Here is a 19,109-nt window from a genome sequence, read left to right as displayed (position 1 = left end):
GGCGTTTTTTCATTGGCCTACAGGCCGTCCTTTCAATAGCTTACGAACCCACATTCTCGCTGGGTGGATACCTTCTAAACAATCAACTGGCAATGGTATGGGGTCGTTACATATTTGAGAGGCCAAAACCTCCGCCATTAAAGGAGCAGAGCACAGCCCACGCCCCCCTAACGCCATGAAGCAATAGAGGTTACGGTAGTCTGTTATCGGGTCGACATTTTTATCTTGGAGTAGATTGGCATATTCACTTTTTACTGACTCAAAATTACACACATTGCCGACAAAAGGTAAATGATCTCGACTCGTACTGCGAATACCTTGTTTTGCGAGATTATCGCCAATATTTACCTCCTTCACCCACGTTTTATCGGGTAACGTTCTAACCAATTTATAGGCGTTTTCTTGCTGCGCAAGAACATCAAAGTTGTGGTCAATATTGTCACGGTCGTGACTTGCTCCGATACAATGATATTGATTGCTGGGATTGTGTGGTGTCATATAACCGTTATAACACAGTACCGTTTTTAACCGTTTCAGTGTAGGGGTTGTGGGAACGTGGCTTACTTGTCCCTTCACTGCGGACTGGGGTATCGTTGAGGTTTGGTTAAATTGACTAGCTTCATGGCCGTTTGCCACCACGACAACATCATGTTGAAATCTCGATTTTTCGCTATGCAGCGTCCAGTGGTTATCTTGATTTTGTTCCAATGTCTTAATTTGAGTATGGTTAATGAGAGTAAGTCGACCGCTATTAATCTGTTCTTGTATAAGCTTTTGAGTGAGCTCACTTGGAGAAAGCCACCCACCCATAGGGTAGGTAATACCCGCTAACTCAGTTGATAAACCGACCAACTGATCCATCTCTTCTGCAGAAACAGGGGCAACTAAGTCTGTAACATGGCCACCTAACAGTATGTTGTTGAGTTTTTGATTTGCTTTGTCATTCCAAGCAAGATGAGTGACGCCACACCAATCGTGGTCATAATTAAACCGCTTTGCGGCTTGATCAAAAAACTGTCTGGCGAACAAGAATGCAGGGGCATAAACTCGTGAGGCACCAGTATGGTTGCTATTCAGTAATGGATAGAGTGCACCTTGCTTATTTCCGGACGCATTGAGAGCGGGTTGCGAGTCTTTGCAGTACAGAGTCACGTTTACCCCCCTTCGACATAAGCTTGCTGCCAGTGCAGCGCTGGCGATACCACCGCCTATGATGGCGACGTTGGTTATGGGTGGCTGTTCGGGGCGGGCATACCAAGGTTGAATATTAGAAAATGGTATTTTATGTGCCAATGTGCCAGCAATCATCTCCCTTTTGATTCCAAAGCCTTTGACTTTTCTCATTGTGAACCCTGCTTCTGTCAGCCCCCTTCGAACAAAACCCGCGGCGGTAAAGGTTGCACAAGTGCAGTCTTGCTTAGCCAACTTAGCCATACCTTCAAATAGATTTTGGTTCCACATTTCAGGGTTCTTACTGGGCGCAAAGCCATCGAGAAACCAAGCGTCAACAATACCTGACTCATTTGTAGGCACCAGAGGCATGCATTCTTTGATGTCTCCAAACCAGAGATCTAAGGTTATAACACCACCAGCTAATATAATTCGATGACATTCAGGAACACTAATTGGATAGCCTTCTTGCAGCTGCTTTGCGTATTGTGCCAGTTCAGGCCAAGCTTGATGTGCTTTTTTTAAATCCGTAATATCTAAGGGAAACTTCTCGAAGCTAATAAAATGAAGCTCTTTTAGTGGTGCATTTGGAAATTCTGCTCGATATTTCTCAAACCACTGCCATACTGCTAGGAAGTTCAGGCCAGTGCCAAACCCTGTTTCAGCCACTACAAAACGGCGTTGGTCATATGAATGCCATCTATTGGGTAGATTATTTTGCTTAAGAAATACGTAGCGTGTCTCTTCTAAACCGTTTACGTTAGAGAAGTACACATCACCAAATTGTTCGGAAACAGGTATCCCTGCTTCATTCCATTCAAGGGTTGCGTTTGTAATTGACGTCATGGTTTTTGAACTGTTTGGCTTATAGTTAGTCGTAGAGTAGACTAAATTGTACGTTTTTATGGGAAAGCTGACCACTTTTGATGGTTAACTTGGGTATTATCGTGCAGTAATCTTAAAGATTTTATTATTTATAGGAATGTAGAATGAAACGCGCTGTCATCACTGGTATGGGTATTGTGTCTAGTATCGGTAATAACGTTGAAGAAGTACTAGAGTCTCTTAAAGCAGGCAAATCAGGTATCAACGAATCTGAACAGTTCAAAGAAATGGGCTTACGCTCTCAAGTTTGGGGTGATCTCAAGATCAAACCAGCCGATCATATTGACCGCAAAAAAATGCGCTTTATGGGAGATGCAGCCGCTTATGCTTACCTTTCTATGGAACAAGCCGTCGAAGATTCAGCTCTAGCTGAAGATCAAGTGTCTAATATTCGTACCGGTATCGTTGTTGGGTCTGGTGGTGCATCCGCGCTAAACCAAACTTTAGCTGTGGATACGCTTCGTGAAAAAGGCGTGCGTCGTGTAGGCCCTTATATGGTCACTCGTACCATGTCATCGACGGTATCGGCTTGTTTGGCTACACCATTTAAAATTCTTGGTGTTAACTATTCGATGAGTTCGGCGTGTGCAACATCGGCACACTGTATTGGTCATGCGGTAGAGCTTATCCAACTGGGCAAACAAGATGTTATTTTTGCAGGTGGTGGTGAAGAGCTAGATTGGAGTCAAACAATGATGTTTGACGCAATGGGCGCGCTATCAACTAAATATAATGAAACACCAGAAAAAGCGTCACGTACTTATGATGCTAACCGAGACGGCTTCGTTATCTCAGGCGGCGGCGGTATTGTTGTCGTTGAAGAGCTAGAACATGCACTTGCTCGTGGTGCGAAAATTTATGGTGAGATTGTTGGTTATGGTGCGACGTCTGATGGCTACGACATGACGGCACCTTCAGGTGAAGGCGCGGCTCGTTGCATGAGAGACGCGATGCAAAATGTTGACAGCATCGATTATGTAAACACTCATGGTACATCAACACCGATTGGCGACGGCAAAGAACTTGAGGCTATCCAAGATGTCTTTGGCGGTAATAGCCCTGCGATTTCTGCGACAAAAGCAATGACAGGCCACGCTCTTGGTGCGGCAGGTGTTCATGAAGCTATCTATTCAACATTGATGCTAGAGAACAGCTTTATTGCACCAAGCATCAATATCGATGAGTTAGATGCAGCAGCAGCAGGTTTGGATATCGTAACTGAAAGACGTGATCAAGAAATAAATACAGTTATGTCAAATAGCTTTGGCTTTGGTGGCACGAACGCGACCTTGGTCATTAAAAAATATAAAGCGTAATTCGTTTTAGAACCCTATCTGAAACGGAAGACGGAAAAGGTTTCCAGAATCGGTCAGCTTGACTGATCAGACAGACGCAAACATGTTCCTTTGAGAGCGGAACGTGATCCTTTTGTTCTGGATTTAGCCCGGTTATCAATTTATTTGGTGACCGGGCATTTTTATTTTCAGTCATCTGAGGATGTTGGTCGACCAATTAGTGTCGCGCCAAGTGAAAATATACTGGCGAATAATATTGTATTGCGCCACAATCCCCCCTCCTAGCAACCTAGAAAAAACGTGTTTATGAAAATTCTTATCGATGAGGCCATGCCTTATGCGGACGCTCTGTTTAGTCAACTTGGCGAAGTGACATTTAAATCTGGCCGCGAGATTCAAGCAGAAGATCTGATTGATGTTGATGCACTTATGATTCGTTCGGTCACTAAAGTGAATTCGGCCCTTCTTAAACATGCAAATCGACTAAAATTTGTAGGGACAGCAACGGCGGGAATGGATCACGTCGATCAGTCGCTACTTAAAGAAAAAGGCATTTTCTTTACCGCAGCACCAGGTTGCAATAAAGTCGGTGTCGCAGAATATGTCTTTAGTGTATTGATGGTGCTGGCTCAGCAAAAAGGATTTTCTGTTTTAGAAAAAACCGTCGGAATTATAGGTGCGGGTCAAGTTGGAAGTTATCTATCTGAGGCGTTACAGGGTATAGGTATCAAAGTACTACTTAATGATCCGATAAAACAAGCGGAAGGCGATAACAGAAAGTTTGTAGAATTGGATTTTTTGCTTGAACAATCTGATGTTATTACGCTGCATACACCGATCACAAAAGTAGGTAAACATCCTACGCATCATTTGATTGATGCAAATAGACTCGACAATATGAGAGCGGATCAAATATTGATAAATGCGGCCAGAGGGCCGGTCGTCGATAATCTGGCGTTGAAACAACGCTTGATGAAGCAAGATGGATTTAGCGCGAGTTTAGACGTGTTCGAACACGAACCCGCTGTAGATCTTGAACTTTTGCCTTTTCTCGATTTTGCCACCCCCCATGTTGCGGGCTACGGTTTAGAAGGTAAAGCGCGCGGGACAACGATGATTTTTAACTTTTATTGCGAGTTTTTAAAAAGAGAAGAACGAGCGAATGCTTCAGATTTATTGCCAATAGCGCCAATTCCTCAGGTTTTTGTTGACCGAGAATGGAACGAAGCTGTGCTGCACAATCTTATTCAATTAACTTATGATGTACGACATGATGACGCCATATTCCGTCGCGAAATCTCCCGTGATCAAACAGAAGCAGAGAATGAAAGCGCATTTGATGCGATGCGTAAAAATTATTGGGATAGAAGAGAATATAGTGCTATTCGCTTAGTTGGTGACAAAACATGCCAGCTAGAGCCATTGAGACAATTAGGTTTCCAAATAGAGGTGGAAAAATGAGCCAAGAATTTAATATAGCAGTATTTGGTGCCACGGGCGCTGTTGGTGAAGCCATACTGGACGTTCTAAAAGAACGTGACTTTCCTGTAGGGAATTTGTACCTGTTGGCGAGTGAACGCAGTGAAGGTAAAAGCTATCGCTTTAATGGTAAGTCAATCTTGGTTGAAAATGTAGAGAACTTTGATTGGTCTCAGGTGCATATTGCGCTATTTTCTGCCGGTGCTGAACTGTCCGAAAAATGGGCACCTATCGCCGCTGATGAGGGTGTAGTTGTTATCGATAATACCTCTCAGTTTAGATACGATTATGATATCCCTCTCGTTGTTCCTGAAGTTAACCCAGAGGCAATAGCGGACTTTCGTAATCGCAACATTATCGCGAATCCAAATTGCTCAACTATTCAGATGTTGGTTGCCCTTAAGCCGATTCATGATGAAGTAGGGATTGAACGAATTAATGTATCTACCTATCAATCTGTGTCTGGAGCAGGAAAGTCAGGTATTGATGAGCTAGCAGGTCAAACGGCAAAACTATTGAGTGGCGTGCCCGCTGAACCTGAAGCCTTTAGCCAACAAATCGCATTTAACTGTATTCCTCAAATCGATGCTTTTATGGAGAATGGCTATACCAAAGAAGAGATGAAGATGGTTTGGGAAACACAGAAAATCTTCAATGATACCTCTATAATGGTGAACCCTACTTGTGTTCGAGTTCCCGTATTTTATGGTCATGCAGAAGCGATTCATATTGAAACTCGTTCGCCAATTGATGCTGAGCAAGTGATTCAAATGCTTGAAGATACAGATGGTGTCGAAGTATTCCAAGGGCAAGACTTCCCAACTCAAGTGCGTGATAGCGGCGGTAAAGACCATGTTATGGTAGGCCGTATCAGAAATGATATTAGCCACCACAGTGGTATCAATATGTGGGTGGTCGCTGACAATGTACGTAAAGGCGCCGCAACCAATGCAGTACAGATTGCTGAATTACTTATTCGAGACTATTTTTAGTCACGACTTTTAAGCTGTTCGATGAAAAAGCCCTAGCGATTGCTAGGGCTTTTTTTTGGAATATGCCAAGTTTTGGTTGGCAGCAAAGCGTACCAAGGACTTCCTTGAAATGTAGGCCACCCCTTAATTTAGTAATAAAAATTGATATTTTGATGATTTATCGACTTTTTTTTGTAGAGACCTATAGTTTTCCATCTGATATCCGATATATTTAGAAGCTGTCCCCTTTTTAGAGATATAAGTTCATTTACCCACGGGTATTTGCTCTATATTAATTAATTAAGTTTTAACGCAGAAAGACGAGCCTTATATGCATCCAATCCTAAAGCGTCTCATTACGCCTTTAGCGTTACTTTTAACAGTTTCAGCCGATCTCGCTGTTGCTGAATCTATTCGCCTAATTGGGCCTGATGGTGAAGTTCAATCTTCAGTTCAGGTTACGCAACAGGCCACTCAGCCTTCCAACACTTCCGTTTCCAACACCGTCGGAAATAGCGCGAATTTTTATGGGCCAACAGCGAATAACGAAACCCTTTGGTCAATAGCGACCAAACTACGACCTTCACGACGATACTCTGTACAGCAGACTTTACTTGCGATCTATAAACTGAATCCGCAAGCATTTGACCAACAAAATATCCATGAGCTGAGGCGAGGTAGTCGATTAAGGGTGCCATCTCTAGAGCAAGTTCAGGCAGAGAATACCAATGAAGCGGTTCGTATTATGCAGGCGCATAATAAGCAGCAAAAAGGGACAACCGTCGTCTCTAGCCCCGTTGCAAAACCAGCACCGATAACAGAGACAGACCTCACTCCACCGCAAGCGCCTAAACAACCGAAGCCTATTGAAGTCGCAGCTGTAGAGAATAACGAGGTTAAAGTTGATTCTAAACAGCGTGAGCATGTCACTAAATTAAAACAAGATCTCACGACTACAGAAGGCGAGTTAGCCGCTTTAGAAGAGAAAAATCACAAGCTTCGTCTCATGTTGACGGATGTCCAAGATGAAGTAGGAAATCTAAAAGATGAACTTGGTGATGAAAGCCGAATTCGCGATGAGGTAGAGAAACTGCTAGGAGAAGAGCGTAAAAAAGCACTTGAAACGGCTCAAATAGAACCAAGTCAACTCGACATGCTTCTGGCCAACACTTGGTTTGTCGTATTGCTAGCCTTAATCCCTGGGTTGTTGTTTGTGCTTATTATCGTTCTTTTATTGACTCGTAAAGGCGGAGCAGAACAACCACAAGAGCAGTTAATCCCCGAAGGGCCAGAAGTCATTTCGTTGATGGATGATGACTCAGATGACGTGCCAGAGATCAATTTAGATGAAGATATTGATGAAGATGTCGGTATTGATGATGATTTGTTCGGAGAGCTTTCAGACGAGAATATCTTTGATATAGATGATGAAGATGAACAATTAGCTGAAGATGATGTCTTTGCTAACCTTGATGACAGTGATTTGGACTTTAATTTAGATGACGGTGAGGATGACCCATTTGCAAGCATTGCAGATAATGGTGATTTCGATACAGATCTAGATAAGATCGAACAGAGCGCAAACGGGATTAGTGTAGACGGTGACGAGGAAGCACTCAGTCTAGAAGATATGGAAAGAGCGTTAGATAACGAATCTTCCGGGGACGAGAATGAATTTGAAAGTGAGTTTGATCTATCTGACGAAAGTGGGATGTCACAAGATGATTTGGACGAGCTATTGGCCGGTGAAGATGACGCAGAAGCACTAGCTTCAGACGAAATTGACCAGTCTGCACTCGATGATCTATTCAATAGCGTCAAAGAAGAAAATAGTAATGAGAGTGATCTCGACGACTTTGACCTCGACAGTGGTGATGAGAAAAATAATAGCGATTCTGATGATATCGACGATATATTATCCAGTTATCAACCGACAGCAACACAGAACGACGCGGCTGAGTCTGATGACATCGACGATATACTATCCAGTTATCAACCGACAGCGACACAGAACGACGGGGCTGAGTCTGATGACATCGACGATATACTGTCCAGTTATCAACCGGCAGCAACACAGAACGACGCAGCTGAATCCGATGATATTGACGATATACTCGCTAATTATCAAATGGAAACTGAGTCAATGGATGCAGACTCAATTGATGACCTGCTTGCAGAAAATAGTACTGATCTGCTCGATGACGTTCTAGAGCAAGAAGATGCCGCCGCTGAGCTTTCCGAGGATAGTACGGCGTTATTAGATGATTTACTTGATGACGAAGATTCAAATGACGACGATATACCTGAATTATCAGAAAACAGCACTGAGCTGCTGGATGAGCTTTTTGATGCACCTGAAAGTTCCGACGACTCGGAATTAGATCTAGAAGACAACACGGCATTGTTAGACGAGTTGATCTCTGATGACGGTGATGATGTTGCTAGTGCCTCTGATGATATTGAAATCAGCGAAGACAGCACCGCACTTCTGGATGAATTGCTTGAAGATGCCGAGAAAGAATCTGGCGAGATGAGTACGGATCCTGATGACCTGTTAGCCGAGTTTGGTATAGAACCACAAGCGGGAGAAGGGTCAATTGGAGAAGAATCTGACTTAGATGAAAATAGCACAGATTTGTTGGATGAGTTGTTATCGGAAGATGAACCTTTTGATGGGCTTCTTGAACGAGAGGTATCAGCGCTCACCGATAGTGATATAACACAAAAAGGTCGTTTTGATTTTACTCCACATATTGATGGCTCTGAGCATGCCGACAAAATTGAAGAACTTGATGATATAGACAGTTACATGTCTGAAATCGAAGATTTTGATGTCGAGGAATCTGTCGAGGAAAAGAAAGAAGTTGATTATGAGCCTCCAACCGAATCTGTTGACGATGCCATTGTTCATCCAGATGAAAAACTCTCTGATCTTAAAGATGAAGCGATAGCGAATGAATTTGGTACCCCTCAAGACGAAGATTGGGACCTTGAAACAGATGAAAAGCCAGAAGCAAGTGAGGAATCAACATCGGTTGATGCGCAAGAGCTTGATACGCTAGCAGAGATCGAGCCTGATGCCCTTGAGGAGCCAACAGAAACGCTGGAACTCAACGATGGCGAGCTTGGCGAATACGATGAACCTAGCGCGCTTAGCGATGTTTTACAAGAACAAGAGCTTGATACATTAGAAAAAATCGAGCCGGAAGCCCTTGAGGAGCGAACAGAGGTACGGGAACTCAGCGACGACAAGCTTGGTGAAGACGATGAAGTCAACACACTTAATGATGCGTTACAAGAATCAAAGCCTGATACGTTAGTAGAAATCGAGCCGGAAGCTCTTGAGGAGCCAACAGAGACACTGGAACTCAACGACGATGAGCTTGGCGAAGACGATGAAATCAACACACTTAATGATGGGTTACAGGAACCAGAGCCTGATACGTTAGTAGAAATCGAGCCGGAGGCCCTTGGGGAGCCAACAGAAGCATTGGAACTCAGCGACGACGAGCTTGGTGAATATGACGAAACCAGTGCGCTTATCGATGTTTTACAAGAGCCAGATCTTGAAACGCTTCCAGAGATCGATCCGGAATTACTTGATGAGCCAACAGAGACATTGGAACTCAATGACGATGAGCTTGGCGAATATGATGAAGTTAGTGCGCTTAGTGATGTATTGCAAGAACCCGATCTTGAAATACTACCAGAGATCGAGCCTGAATCACTTAGAGAACCAACGGAGACATTGGAACTCAACGATGACGAACTTGGCGAATATGACGAAGCCAGCGCGCTTAGTGATGTATTACATGAACCTGATTTGGAAACCATTCCAGAGAACGATTCTGAACGACTTGAAGAACCAGAGAAAACACTTGGACTCCGCGGTGACGGACTTGATGACGATGACGAAAAGAACGAGCTAAGTGCTCTGCTGAATGACGTCAAAGATGATACGTCACCTGCAGAACCTTCATCTGAAGATCGGGCTGAATTAGAGAAAACATTAAATTTTGTTTCTGAAAAACAAGAGACCACACCGGAGAAACTTTCAGAGCTCGATGCAATCTTCAATGATTCAGGCAATGAGCAACAACAAAAAAATAAAGAAGAGATCCACGCATTTAACGAAGCGGTTCTATCAGAGAAAGAAGAGTCTCTAGATGAGTTTGATAGTTTCTTTGCTGAAATGGATGATTCTGACACCGTTGCTAAAGGTGTCGATGACAGTGTCCGTGAAGTTGACGATAAGAAAAAACTTGAGCAATATGATGAGTCAGCCACATTGGCCGAACTACTAAGTGATGACGAATCCCCGGCGTTAAGAAATGATGTTGCTCTAGACGAAAAAATGATCGCGAGTGCAGGCATGGATATCGATACCATGCTTGACGTTGGCGGTGAGGACTGGAATGGCTTTGCTCTATCTGAAGAGCAGCAAGCGAATATACCAACAGGCATTCCGGAAGACGAACAGGATGTATGGGGGCCTCAGACAGAGGAACCGGTTGCTCAAGAAGAAGATTGGGGTGAACAATCCGAAATTGATGCTAAGTCTTTAGAAGACGAACAGACGTTTATGAGTGTCGATGAACTGATGGCGCAAGCAGATGTAGTGGATGCTAATGAAATTGACCCTGATGAAGAAGAGCTAAAATTGGATGTGGGTTTAAACGAGTTCCCTGATGTTATTGGGAACGTTGAACAGTTTGATGTTGATGCCAATGCTGAGGCGGCAGGAAAACTAGACTTGGCGAAGATCTACATCGAAATGAATGACACTGAAGGAGCCACTCGATTGCTTGAAGAAGCGCTGTTATATGGTGAAGAAGACATTCGTCAGCAAGCTAGAGAATTACTTGATAAAATAGAGAATCAATAGCAAACAAACTGTCAACTGCGGTAGTCACTCAAGTAACTTTATATGATCTTCTTGCCATGTAGGTTACTTGAGTTTCGAATACGCCACGGTAAAGTCAGATCTGGACAATCGTCAATCTGGCCCCTAAAATCCATCTCCCATATTAGTAATGCACTTTAGACGTGACATATTGAAAGCCCCTAGGAATTAACATGCGTATAGCTTTATGTGTTGAATATCACGGTACGAAATACTCTGGTTGGCAAAGACAAAAACATGTCAACAGCGTGCAGCAAGAGTTAGAAAAAGCATTGTCGATTATTGCTGCACATCCTGTAGAGGTTCAATGTGCTGGACGCACTGATGCAGGCGTTCATGGCACAGGACAAATCGTTCATTTTGATACAAATTCGACTAGAAAACTGGTTGCGTGGGTAATGGGCACCAATACCAATATGCCAAAAGATATCGCGGTTCGTTGGGCGAAAGAAGTTCCCGATGCATTCCATGCTCGATTTACCGCTACTGCTCGACGTTATCGCTATATCATTTTTAATAATGCATTTCGACCCGCCATTCTCTCTTCCGGAGTTAGTCACTACCACGGAGAGTTGGATGCGGAAAAAATGCATGAAGCAGGACAATTTCTTTTAGGCGAGAATGACTTCAGCTCGTTTCGTGCTGCTCATTGTCAATCAAACAGCCCATGGCGAAATATCCATCATCTGGACGTTTCGCGTAACGGTAACTACATAGTTATCGATATCAAAGCGAATGCATTTGTTCATCATATGGTTCGAAATATTACGGGTAGCCTAATTGAGGTTGGTCGCGGCGAACAGAATACAGAATGGATAAAATGGTTACTTGCAGAGAAAAATCGATCGTTAGCGGGTGCAACGGCAAAACCAGGTGGATTGTATTTGGTCGATGTGGATTATCCAGCAGAGTTTGAACTTCCAAGAGTCGCCATTGGGCCACTTTTTTTACCGGATGAATTACTATAATATGAAGCGGGTATGGAACTATTTGCCGCTAACACACTCAAATTATAGTGATTTATTAAAACTTGTTGCTAGGCTATAAATAGGTACAACCAGTTTTTTGTCTACAGCGTTAAAGATCTGTGGTTTAATCTGTCCGCATATTATTGAATTATAACTCTTTCGCCATTTGGCGGAAGAAATAAAAGAAAAGGTCTTCCATGAGTTGGCTTGAAAAAATATTAACGAAAAGTAACATTGTAAGCTCTCGTAAAGCTTCTATCCCTGAAGGTGTATGGACTAAATGTACATCTTGTGAACAAGTTCTATATCACGCAGAACTAGAGCGCAATTTGGAAGTATGTCCAAAATGTGATCATCATATGCGTATGAAAGCACGTCGTCGTTTAGAAACCTTTCTAGATGAGAATAACCGTGTAGAACTAGCCAACGATCTAGAACCTCAAGATAAATTGAAGTTTAAAGATTCGAAACGCTATAAAGACCGTATCGTTGCTGCTCAAAAGAACAGTGGTGAAAAAGACGCGATGGTTGTTATGCAAGGGGAAGTACTAGGCTTACCTATTGTTGCATGTGCCTTTGAGTTCTCCTTTATGGGGGGGTCGATGGGCTCCGTTGTTGGCGCTCGCTTTGTTAAAGCCGTTGAAGCCGCAATGGAAGCAGAATGCGGATTGGTTTGTTTTTCTGCAAGTGGTGGTGCTCGCATGCAAGAGGCATTGATGTCTTTAATGCAAATGGCGAAAACCAGCGCTGCATTGGAACGCTTATCAAATAAAGGGCTGCCTTTTATATCCGTTATGACTGACCCTACAATGGGCGGTGTTTCTGCGAGTTTGGCTATGTTGGGCGATGTAAATATCGGCGAACCTAAGGCGCTTATTGGTTTTGCAGGCCGTCGGGTTATTGAACAAACAGTACGTGAAGATTTGCCAGAAGGCTTCCAACGTAGTGAGTTCTTACTCGAACACGGTGCAATAGATATGATCGTTGATCGTCGCGAAATGCGTCAGCGAGTGGCGAGTTTGATTGCCAAAATGACCAATCACGGTTCACCGTTAGTTGTTTCGGTTGACGACGCTCCAGAAGTACCGGCAGAAGCTGAATATAAAGTTCCAGTCCCGGAAGAAAAAGAGTAAAGTATTGACTAACCTAAACGTCTAATCGTGATGTAAGTTAATGAGTCAAAGCAAGATACCTCAAGCCACATCGTCCTTGTCGATGTGGCTTGATTATTTAGAAAATATTCATACCAGCGCTATCGATCTTGGATTAGAGCGCGTTCAAATTGTTGCTGAAAGTGCAAACCTAACAAAACCTGCCAATAAAGTGATCACCGTTGCTGGAACAAATGGTAAGGGGTCAACCTGTGCCATCCTTGAAGCTATTCTCTTAGACGCAGGATATTCTGTTGGCGTCTATAGTTCCCCACATCTTATTCGCTATAACGAACGAGTAAGAATTAATGGCGCAATATTACCCGATGCAAGACACGCCGAAGCCTTCTCATTTGTCGATACGCAACGTGGCGAAACCAGTTTAAGTTATTTTGAGTTTGGTACGCTTGCGGCTTTACGTTTGTTTCAACAAGACGCGGTTGATGTTGTTGTATTGGAAGTGGGTCTTGGGGGGCGTTTAGATGCGACGAATATTGTTGACCACGATGTTAGTGTGATTACAAGCTTAGCGATTGATCATATTGACTGGTTGGGTGATGACATTAATATTATCGCACAAGAAAAGGCAGGAATATTTAGAGCCGGTAAACCGGCAATATGCGGTCAACCGAATGCTCCGTATACGGTTGCGGCCTACGCGGACGAGATAGGCGCCGAGCTTCATCAAGTTGGTATACAGTATCGGTATGTGGAAAAGGCAGATCATTGGGATTGGTCGTGTGGTGCCTTTGGTCTTACTCAGCTTCCAAAGCCTTGTTTGCCTTTGCCAAATGCCGCCACGGCCATAATGGCACTAGGTGCAGCAGACGTTGACATTACAGATGTCAATATTGTCAACGGGTTAAAGAACGCAAAATTGTCAGGACGAATGCAAAAAGTTAACAATGCACCTATTGTTATCTTGGATGTTGCGCATAACCCTCACTCTGCGGAATACTTAGCACAGCAAGTACAACAACGCTATGCTGGTAAAACGATTTATTGTGTACTTGGCATGCTTCATGATAAAGATATTGCTCAAACTATAAAGGTATTAGAGTCTGTCGTAACAACGTGGTATCCAAGCTCATTAGATGGCCCTAGAGCGGCAAGTGCCGATGAATTGATTGAACATATTCAGACATCGTGTAATAAGTACTTGTCTCCTACATTCGCCTATCAAGCTGCATTGTTACAGGCCCGAAAGGAAGATGTTATTCTCGTCGCGGGTTCGTTTAGAACGGTCGCCGAAGTATTAATCTATTTACAGTTGCAAAGGAGTACAAATGGCAAGTAAATTCCAAAGCCGTTTGGTTGGAACCATCATTTTAGTCGCCGTCGGGGTGATTGTCTTACCAGATGTCTTAGATGGTAAAAAAAAGCACTATAAAGAAGATCTCGCCGCTATCCCTCTTACGCCTGATGTTGGAACGGAGGTGGAATCATTCGAAGTATTACAACCTATTGCGGTTCAAACGGTTTTGCCAGAAAGTCCCGTTAAGGCGACGACCTCTATGCCTGATGTTGAAGAAGTGGTGGTGATGGTCAATGATGTGGTTGAAAAAAATGAATACCAAGAGAATGCCTGGATTATTCAATTGATGGCGTTAAAAAACGCCGATAATGCAAAAACTCTGGTAAAAGATCTGCAAAAACGTGGATATCAAGCGCATATTAAGCAAGAAAAAGAATTTACTCGTATTATCATTGGGCCTGACACGTCCAAAAGTAAATTGGAAAGACAAATCAAAGAACTTCAAAAAGTTACCGGCTCAAAAGGTCAATTGTTGAAATTTAAGCCCCTAAACCCATAAGAAAACGTTTGCGTCGCGAATTTTTCTGTTAAAATGCGCGCCAACTTAAAGATGTAAAACAAATGAATTGGATAGATTTTGTAATTTTAGGTGTGATCGGGCTTTCCGCTTTGATCAGTTTAGTAAGAGGCTTTGTTAAAGAAGCATTGTCATTAGTTATCTGGTTTGGTGCGTTTTTCATAGCAAGTCAATATTATGAAAGACTATCCGTTTATTTTTCCGGAATAGAAGATGATATGTTTCGCAGAGGAAGTGCGATAGCGGCTCTCTTTGTGGCTACGTTAGTTGTCGGTGCCATCGTCAACTACGTTATAGCTCAGCTGGTACAAAAAACAGGTTTATCAGGCACTGATAGGGTACTTGGTGTGGTTTTTGGCACACTAAGAGGTGTACTTATCATTGCTGCCACCCTGTTTTTTATGGATGCGTTTACTGCATTGTCAAATTCAGAGTGGTGGAAAGAATCGGTGTTAATACCTGAATTTAGTCGTATTATCGCACCATTTTTTGACCATTTGAAACAAACATCGAGCTTTTTATCTGGCGCTATTTAGTGCCATTTTTATAGAAACTGAGGGTTAACACATGTGTGGTATTGTTGGAATCGTGGGTACAAATCCAGTCAATCAGTCAATTTATGACGCACTGACTGTATTGCAGCATCGTGGCCAAGATGCTGCTGGTATTGTTACCATAGAAAGCAATCGTTTTCGTTTGCGTAAAGCGAACGGTTTAGTTAGAGATGTGTTTGACTCTAAACATATGCAACGCCTTCAAGGAAACGTGGGTATCGGCCACGTCCGCTACCCTACTGCGGGAAGTTCTAGTGCTTCTGAAGCACAACCATTTTATGTGAATTCGCCATTTGGCATCACGCTGGCACACAATGGTAACTTAACCAATGCCGCCGAAATTCGTGAAAAGCTGTTCGAAAAAGATCGCCGCCACGTCAATACCACTTCTGACTCTGAAGTGTTGTTGAATGTTCTAGCTCATGAGATTGATACCGTTAAAGGTAATGTTACGTCGGAAGATGTTTTTAGAGCCGTAACTAACGTGCACAGAACGATAAAAGGTGCTTATGCCGTAACGGCCATGATTATCGGTCACGGTATGATTGCTTTTCGCGACCCGCACGGGATTCGTCCTCTATGTTTAGGTAAAAGAGAGTTAGAGGGCAGCATTGAGTATATGGTGGCTTCCGAGTCGGTTGCACTTGATGCAGTAGGTTTTGATTTCGTGCGAGATGTTGCACCAGGCGAAGGTATTTACGTTACGTTTGACGGCCAGTTGTTTACTCAGCAATGCGCGGATAACCCGCAAGTAAACCCTTGTATCTTTGAGTATGTTTATTTTGCTCGTCCAGATTCATTTATCGATAAAATCTCCGTATATAGTGCTCGCGTTGAAATGGGTAAGAAACTCGGTGAGAAAATTCAACGAGAATGGTCTGATTTGGATTTTGATGTCGTCATACCTATTCCAGAAACATCATGTGATATTGCGCTTCAGATTGCCCAGATTATGAATAAGCCTTATCGTCAAGGCTTTGTGAAAAACCGATACGTTGGCCGCACCTTTATCATGCCGGGGCAGACCCAGCGTAGAAAATCGGTGCGTCGTAAATTGAATGCTATTCGGTCTGAGTTTAAAGGTAAGAATGTACTGTTGGTTGATGATTCTATTGTCCGTGGTACCACTTCCGAACAGATCATAGAGATGGCACGTGAAGCCGGTGCTAGCAATGTATACATGGTTTCAGCTGCACCGGAAATTCGCTTCCCAAATGTCTACGGTATCGATATGCCTAGTGCAAACGAATTGATTGCTCATGGCCGTGATGCGGAAGAAATCGCGAAACTTATTGGTGCAGACGCCCTAATTTTCCAAACACTGGAGGATCTGGTTGCCGCTGTTGGTTTAGGCAATGTCGATATTAAGCAGTTTGAAACGTCGGTCTTTAATGGTGAGTATGTTACCGGCGATATTGACCAAAAATATTTAGACTTCTTGGATTCTTTAAGAAATGATGACTCTCGATTGCAAAAAGATATTCAGCAAGATTTGGCGAGTTTGGAGTTATACAACGAAGGGGTATAACGTTGTTAGTGTCTAGATAGTATTCAAAAAACCCAGAGCAGTTGCTCTGGTTTTTTATTGCTTGAATGTCATCAATGTTGAGCGCTTAATACCAAGCCAGATAAGCTTTAGCCTAACATGAATGGCTACTTATCATGATAATGAGTGACGTAATCAATTAACAGACGAACCTTCTCTGGTTGATGATCTTTATGATTATAAAGCATATAGATATCTCTTGGATTTGCACTCCAGTCATCCAAAATGCGAACCAAGCTACCATTTTCAAAGTACTCATGAAGCATTATATCTGGCATCAGCGTAATACCTAGGCCTCTTGCTGATGCTCGGCGAACCACGTTGAGCGCATTTGCCTCAAATCGTGCTTTGTCGTTATTAAGAACCGTCTCACCATTACTATTTGTTAATAGCCACTTAAGTAAAGGGCTGCCTTTCAACAATGCGTGTTCAGACAAGTCGTCAGCATGAGTCAGTGGTGCTTTAGTGTTCTTTAGATATTCGGGACTGGCAACGAGTATGTCTTTAACAGAATCTATCTTACGTGCAATAAGGGTTGAATCTCTTTGGGGCCCAACTCGAAAGATAATGTCCCAATCGATAGGATCAATCTGGTCGGCATCGTTACTCATTGTCAGTTCAATGTTGATGTCGGGGTAACTCGCCATAAAATCACTGAGCATTGGAAGAATGACACGCTTAGTAAGATTTGATGGTGCAGATACCCGAAGCTTTCCTGCTGCCCCACGACAATCGTCGGTTATGACTTCAGTGGTACAAGAGAGTTGTTTTAAGATAGGAGCACACTCTTGATAGAAACGTTCACCGGCTTCTGTCAGTGATAACTTTCTCGCATGGCGATTCAAAAGTCGTAGGTTTACAGAGTCTTCAAGCGCCTGAATTCGCCGTGTAATTGTGGCTACGGGAATAAGTGTCTTTTTAGACGTTGCTGTGTAGCTTCCATTTTCGACTACGAGTCGAAATAGATTTAGATCATCAAATTTCATCAACAGCGAAAGTTCCTAATTACTTGTCCGGTCAATTTATACTGTTCTTTGGATTCTAAATTTGCTTTACGTCAATATGTGGTTCTGTTTTTAAATAATTCCTTAACAAGATCGCATATGTTGTATAAATCAAGAATCACAACTACCTTTTATAGGGGAATTCAATAACAATAATAAGACGTACCCAAAATCAGATGGGTGAGGTTTATATGATGAATAGTCAAGCCGACTCTGTTCTTTTTGAGCAAAAGAGTCGTTTGGATAGTCGTACAATAATGTTGGTAGATGATGATCCGATTTTTCGTAGATTCACATCAGTAGTACTAGAGAAAGAAGGGTATTTTATCATTGAGGCGGAACATGGCTTAGATGGATTGCAAAAACTGCGCGAAGAGGTTCCTGATCTTATTGTTTGTGATCTATCAATGCCAATACTTAATGGTATTGAGTTTGCAGAAGAGGTGAGTTGGGAGTATCCAGAAGTTCCAATGATTGTTGTTTCCGCGACGGAAGATATGTCTGATGTTGCACGTGCGTTACGATTTGGTATCAAGGATTTTTTAACCAAACCCATCTCCGCGCCAAAACATTTATTGTCTGCAATCTCGAATATCTTAGATGAAGAAAATAAGCATGTTAGCACCTCTCGTGATTTTGCCAGTCAATGGTTTAGAGTCGGTGAGGAAGGGGATATTCCTGAAGACAAAGAACTCTACTGGCATTTGGGTCATTTAAAAGAGAATCCGAATGCTGCAAAAGATTTACTGACTGCTTTACTGCCTGATAGAGATACCAGACAAGGTAAGTGGAAATGCAGCTATAGTTTGCTTCAATCATCAGAGAACATGCCTTTAGTATTTGATTATGCTTGGTTAATTGATGGGCAATTTGCCTTTTACCTTATTGATTCAACTACCGTTGACGGTTGCGGTGTGGCAACGTCTTTATTAGTTCGAGCATTGTTCAATGACAGCCTACGGCGACAACAGTTAAGCAAAGATATGTTAGTCGAATTTGCTGAAAACCTAGAGCGCGGGATCAATTGTATTGATTCTGTATCTTCGATCGGAGCGCTGATAGGCATCGCTGACATGACTGATGGGACGGTGAGTATATTACCTGCTGGTTTAGACGCGATTTGGACGGAAGGGGAAAGAAAAACCCATATAGAAGGGGGCTATCACCTTGGAACGAGTTGTGTGAAAAATGAGTTAGTCGAAAACCTAAGCATCCTCTCTGGTGGAAAGTTAAACATCGCCAATATCGGGGTAAGCCATTTCAGTTTAGATATAAAACCCGATTCTACTTGCTGAATATGGCCAAATAAACAGCGAAAAAAAGACAATAAGTAGATTTATTGCACACAATG

12 protein-coding genes and 2 pseudogenes are annotated in these 19,109 nt (G+C 42.8%); 12 read left to right on the top strand and 2 right to left on the bottom strand.

The genetic code is table 11. The features are described from left to right. Window positions 1-9: 9 nt before the first annotated feature. Window positions 10-2,016, bottom strand: coding sequence for a bifunctional tRNA (5-methylaminomethyl-2-thiouridine)(34)-methyltransferase MnmC2/FAD-dependent 5-carboxymethylaminomethyl-2-thiouridine(34) oxidoreductase MnmC1 (gene mnmC, locus AACW90_RS04805; protein ID WP_390231578.1), 2,007 nt, complete (start codon window positions 2,014-2,016; stop codon window positions 10-12). Between the two features lie 143 nt (window positions 2,017-2,159). On the opposite strand from mnmC, the gene fabB reads away from it, so the two are divergent. From fabB to purF, 11 genes and pseudogenes are all read left to right on the top strand, one after another. Continuing rightward, window positions 2,160-3,371, top strand: coding sequence for a beta-ketoacyl-ACP synthase I (gene fabB, locus AACW90_RS04800; RefSeq protein ID WP_195703909.1), 1,212 nt, complete (start codon window positions 2,160-2,162; stop codon window positions 3,369-3,371). Window positions 3,372-3,656: 285 nt separating this feature from the next. Continuing rightward, window positions 3,657-4,811: a 4-phosphoerythronate dehydrogenase gene (locus tag AACW90_RS04795; RefSeq protein ID WP_390231574.1), complete on the top strand. Its 1,155-nt coding sequence runs from the start codon at window positions 3,657-3,659 to the stop codon at window positions 4,809-4,811. Then, window positions 4,808-5,821 (top strand): aspartate-semialdehyde dehydrogenase, encoded by a 1,014-nt coding sequence (locus tag AACW90_RS04790; RefSeq protein ID WP_390231571.1) that lies wholly within the window; start codon window positions 4,808-4,810, stop codon window positions 5,819-5,821. Before AACW90_RS04795 ends, AACW90_RS04790 begins: the two co-directional genes overlap by 4 nt. A 310-nt stretch (window positions 5,822-6,131) precedes the next feature. Next, on the top strand, window positions 6,132-10,685 hold the full coding sequence (locus tag AACW90_RS04785) for a FimV/HubP family polar landmark protein (protein WP_390231567.1): 4,554 nt from the start codon (window positions 6,132-6,134) through the stop codon (window positions 10,683-10,685). Between the two features lie 191 nt (window positions 10,686-10,876). Further along, window positions 10,877-11,671, top strand: a complete 795-nt coding sequence (truA, locus tag AACW90_RS04780; protein WP_390231564.1) for a tRNA pseudouridine(38-40) synthase TruA — start codon at window positions 10,877-10,879, stop codon at window positions 11,669-11,671. Between the two features lie 197 nt (window positions 11,672-11,868). Beyond that, window positions 11,869-12,804, top strand: a complete 936-nt coding sequence (gene accD, locus AACW90_RS04775; protein ID WP_390231561.1) for an acetyl-CoA carboxylase, carboxyltransferase subunit beta — start codon at window positions 11,869-11,871, stop codon at window positions 12,802-12,804. Between the two features lie 40 nt (window positions 12,805-12,844). Beyond that, complete coding sequence (folC, locus tag AACW90_RS04770; RefSeq protein WP_390231558.1) at window positions 12,845-14,119, top strand: bifunctional tetrahydrofolate synthase/dihydrofolate synthase; 1,275 nt, start codon at window positions 12,845-12,847, stop codon at window positions 14,117-14,119. Then, a pseudogene (locus tag AACW90_RS04765) lies at window positions 14,109-14,318 on the top strand (cell division protein DedD); the annotation flags it as partial. The gene folC and the pseudogene AACW90_RS04765, both read left to right, overlap by 11 nt. A 36-nt stretch (window positions 14,319-14,354) precedes the next feature. Then, window positions 14,355-14,636: pseudogene (locus AACW90_RS04760) on the top strand (SPOR domain-containing protein); the annotation flags it as partial. Window positions 14,637-14,698: 62 nt separating this feature from the next. Next, entirely contained in the window at window positions 14,699-15,190 is a 492-nt protein-coding gene (locus AACW90_RS04755) for a CvpA family protein (RefSeq protein WP_275134412.1), read from the top strand. 31 nt (window positions 15,191-15,221) lie between these two features. Next, entirely contained in the window at window positions 15,222-16,736 is a 1,515-nt protein-coding gene (gene purF, locus AACW90_RS04750; RefSeq protein WP_390231553.1) for an amidophosphoribosyltransferase, read from the top strand. 125 nt (window positions 16,737-16,861) lie between these two features. Here purF and AACW90_RS04745 read toward each other — a convergent pair whose 3' ends face one another. Beyond that, window positions 16,862-17,740, bottom strand: coding sequence for a LysR family transcriptional regulator (locus AACW90_RS04745; RefSeq protein ID WP_390231550.1), 879 nt, complete (start codon window positions 17,738-17,740; stop codon window positions 16,862-16,864). 209 nt (window positions 17,741-17,949) lie between these two features. Here AACW90_RS04745 and AACW90_RS04740 point away from each other — a divergent pair, with 209 nt between their 5' ends. Continuing rightward, entirely contained in the window at window positions 17,950-19,053 is a 1,104-nt protein-coding gene (locus AACW90_RS04740; protein ID WP_390231547.1) for a response regulator, read from the top strand. Window positions 19,054-19,109 lie beyond the last annotated feature (56 nt).

The sequence above is a fragment of the Vibrio frigidus genome (assembly GCF_042465995.1).
Taxonomy (GTDB): domain Bacteria; phylum Pseudomonadota; class Gammaproteobacteria; order Enterobacterales; family Vibrionaceae; genus Vibrio.
The sequence above is the reverse complement of the archived record's forward strand: the minus strand, read 5'-3'. Positions and strand labels throughout refer to the sequence as shown.